Below are 3,460 nucleotides of genomic sequence, written 5' to 3' on the forward strand. Positions count from 1 at the left end.
CCCGCGGTCGACGGTGTCCGCCACCAGCTCGTCCCAGGACAGCCCGGCTCCGGCGCGGACGATCATCCCCCCGGGGCCGTCCGTCCCCGCGTCCCGGTAGCGGACCTCGCTGTTGCGGACGGCCACCACCACCAGCTCAAGGTCCCCGTCGGCGATCACCAGGTTCGACCCGCCGCCCAGGACGAGCACCGGCACACCGGCGGCGTCGAGGGCGCCGACCGCGGCCGTGACGGCCTCCGCGGACTCGCACTCCAGCAGCGCGCGGGGACGACCGCCGATCCGCAGGGTGGTGAGATCGGCCAGGCTGGAGTCGGGGACCACCCGGAGACCGGCCACGGTGGACAGCCCGCGGATCACCTCGTCGGCGAGGTCAGCCGGGCGTCGATCGGAGGAAGGCGGGAGCACGCGTCCGAGGATAACCGCCCCCTTGTAGGGTTTGACCCCATGGCGACCCGCTTCTCCCACTCCGCCCGCATCGACGCGCACCTCGAGACCGTGTTCGCCTCGTACGGCGACGAGGCCTTCTGGCACGACCGCCTGGCCGCCATCGGTACCCCCGAGGACTCCCTCGACGAGTTCGTCACCACCGGGGACTCCACCACCGTGACGGTGACCCAGCACATCCCGGACGAGGACATCCCGGACGTGGCCCGCAAGGTCCTGCCCGGCCGCTTGATCATCGTGCGGACCAGCACCTACGCCGAGTTCGACGGGAACCGGTTCACCACCTCCGCCCGGGCGGAGGCCGCGGGTGGACTGGGGATCATCGACGGTGGCTCGGAGTCGCTCTCCGAGGACGGCGTGGTGGTCGAGTCCGCATCGGGCCGGGTCAAGGTGTCCGTCCCGCTGCTGGGCGGCAAGCTCGAGAAGCTGGTCGTGTCCCACCTCACCCGGTTCTTCGACGCCGAGACCGAGCACCTCAACCGCTGGACCGCCGCGCTCTGACCCCCCGCACCGAACCCGGGGTTCTGAGCACGCGCTGAACCGGGGTTCTGCGATCCGGGCCGGTATCGACGACAATTGGCGGAATGCACCCGCGGCACGACACCCAGAGACTCCCCGCTCATGATCGACCCGGCGTCCAGAACGCCGAGACCCAGCAGTTCGCCGCTGGGCCGGGCGCCAATCGGCCCGGTCGCGGCGATACCGGCGGGAGACGTCGCGGCCCGATGATCGCCCTGATCGCCGTCGCCGCGGTGATCCTCCTGGTGGCGGGCGCGGTGGGGCTCGAGTTCGGCACCCGCAACGCGGTGGAGAACCGGATCCAGGAGGAGGTCTCGACCGCCCTCGGCAGCCCGGCGCAGGTCGACCTGGGCGCCCGCCCGGTGCTCCTGTCCTACTTCGGGGGCGACCTCGGCACCGTCCGGATCACCACCGACGGCGGCCCGACGGCGGACGGGGGCGGACCCGCCCCCGCGATCGACATCACCGCCGAGGGAGTGCGGTCCGCCGACGACCTCACCTACGTGGACTCGCTGACCGGGACCGCGTTCGTCTCGGACCAGGCCATGTCGGCGGCCGCGCAGCAGGACTCCGCGGGTGACAGCATGCTCGGCGGCCTGATCCAGGTGCAGGAGATCGTCTCGGATCCGGCCTCGGGCACGCTCCGCGTCTCCATCAGCGGACTCGCCGAGGCGGTCGTGACCCCCAGGTTGATCGGCGGCAATCTGGAGATGGATCCGTCCCAGGCGTCGATCCTCGGCTTCGCGCTTCCGCCCGAGCTGCTCGGTGGCACCGTCTCGATGATGGACTCCGCGCTCGCCGAGCTCCCGGAGGGCGTGCAGCTCACCGGGGTCCGGGTGGTCCCGGGGGGCATGGTGGTCGACCTCAGCGGGCGCGACGTCGTCCTGGAGTCGACCCGGTAGCGGGCGGCACATCCGAGTCCGTGCGCCTGCTGATCATCGCCGACACCCACGTGCCGACGCGCGCCCGCGATCTCCCGCCCCGCCTGTGGGCGGAGGTCCACGACGCGGACGTGGTGGTGCACGCGGGTGACTGGATGGACGTGGCGCTCCTCGACGCCATGGAGGAGAGGTCCGCGCGGTTGATCGCGTGTTGGGGCAACAACGACGGCCCCGAACTGCGTGAGCGGCTCCCGGAGGTGGCCCGCGCGACGCTCGAGGGGGTGCGTCTGGCGGTCGTGCACGAGACCGGCCCCACGGCGGGGCGGGACAGGCGCATGAGCGGCTCCTATCCGGACACCGACGTCCTGGTGTTCGGCCACTCTCACATCCCGTGGGACACCGTGGCGCCGGGGGGACCGCGGCTGCTGAACCCGGGGTCCCCGACCGACCGTCGTCGGCAACCGTTCTGCACGTTCATGACCGCCACCCTCGCGGACGGCACGGTGGACGACGTCACGCTGCACCGACTCCCGCCGGCCCGGTAGGCCCGGTGGGCCCGGTAGCCCCACCGACGATCCCGCGAGGGCGGCGCTCGTCGGATTCTGTCACCCTGGGTGCATGAGCTCCCCCACCATGCGCGCCGTGACCCAGGACTCCCTCGGCGGACCGGAGGTCCTCGTCGTGTCCGACCGACCCCGCCCCGAGCCACGGACCAACGAGATCCTCGTCCGTGTCAGAGCCGCCAGCGTGAACCCCACCGACTGGAAGCACCGGGCGAACGGCGGTTTCCTCGGCGCGCCACCGTTCGTGCTGGGCTGGGACCTGTCCGGGGTCGTCGAGGAGGTCGGCATCGGGGTGGCCCGGTTCGCCCCGGGCGACGAGGTGTACGGGATGCTGTCCTACCCCTTCGGACACGGCGCCCACGCTGACTACGTGACCGCTCCCGCGGCCTGGTTCGCCCCCAAGCCCGCCTCGCTCGACCACGTGCAGGCCGCCGCGCTGCCGCTGGTCTCGCTGACCGCATGGCAGGCGCTCGTGGAGTACGCCGACATCCAGCCCGGGCAGCGGGTACTGATCCACGCCGCGGCCGGCGGGGTGGGGCACGTGGCGGTCCAGATCGCCAAGGCACGCGGTGCGTACGTGATCGGCACCGCCAGCGCCGGCAAGCACGAGTTCCTGCGCGAGCTGGGCGTGGACGAGGCGATCGACTACCGCGAGGTGGACTTCGCCGAGGCGGTCGGCGACGTGGACGCCGTGCTGGACACTCTCGGCGGCGACACGTCCTCGCGTTCACTGCGCACCCTGCGGCCCGGCGGAATCCTGGTGTCGATCCTCCCGGTGGGGTCGGACGATCTCCTCCGCGAGGCCGACGACCTGGGTGTGCGCGCGATCCGCATGCTCGTCGACTCCTCCCGGCACGACCTGCTCTCCGTCACCGACCTCGTGGACCGGGGTGCGCTACGGGCCCGCGTCTCCGACGTCTTTCCACTCGAGCAGGCGGCGGAGGCGCACCGGCGCGGGGAGACGGGCCGGACCACCGGCAAGATGGTCCTCACGCTCGACTGAGGTGGCGGCCCCGGGCGGCGGGCGGAAGTCGCCGGCCCGGGCGGCGGGCG

The 3,460-nt window shown here is 72.6% G+C and carries 5 protein-coding genes; 4 read left to right on the top strand and 1 reads right to left on the bottom strand.

The window, feature by feature from the left end; genetic code table 11:
• A partial coding sequence (locus G6026_RS06390; RefSeq protein ID WP_182612625.1) for an FAD-binding protein occupies positions 1 to 405 on the bottom strand: 405 nt, incomplete at its 3' end.
• A 39-nt stretch (positions 406 to 444) separates the two neighbouring features.
• On the opposite strand from G6026_RS06390, the gene G6026_RS06395 reads away from it, so the two are divergent.
• From G6026_RS06395 to G6026_RS06410, 4 genes are all read left to right on the top strand, one after another.
• Positions 445 to 945 carry a DUF2505 domain-containing protein gene (locus tag G6026_RS06395; protein WP_107757362.1) on the top strand — a complete coding sequence of 167 codons (501 nt, stop codon included), beginning with the start codon at positions 445 to 447 and terminating at the stop codon, positions 943 to 945.
• A gap of 83 nt (positions 946 to 1,028) precedes the next feature.
• Entirely contained in the window at positions 1,029 to 1,865 is an 837-nt protein-coding gene (locus tag G6026_RS06400; RefSeq protein WP_182612627.1) for a DUF2993 domain-containing protein, read from the top strand.
• 20 nt (positions 1,866 to 1,885) lie between these two features.
• Positions 1,886 to 2,389 (top strand): metallophosphoesterase, encoded by a 504-nt coding sequence (locus G6026_RS06405; protein WP_182612628.1) that lies wholly within the window; start codon positions 1,886 to 1,888, stop codon positions 2,387 to 2,389.
• A 73-nt stretch (positions 2,390 to 2,462) separates the two neighbouring features.
• Positions 2,463 to 3,410, top strand: a complete 948-nt coding sequence (locus tag G6026_RS06410) for an NADP-dependent oxidoreductase (protein ID WP_182612630.1) — start codon at positions 2,463 to 2,465, stop codon at positions 3,408 to 3,410.
• Positions 3,411 to 3,460 lie beyond the last annotated feature (50 nt).

The sequence above is a fragment of the Dietzia sp. DQ11-38-2 genome, assembly GCF_014145055.1.
GTDB lineage: Bacteria > Actinomycetota > Actinomycetes > Mycobacteriales > Mycobacteriaceae > Dietzia.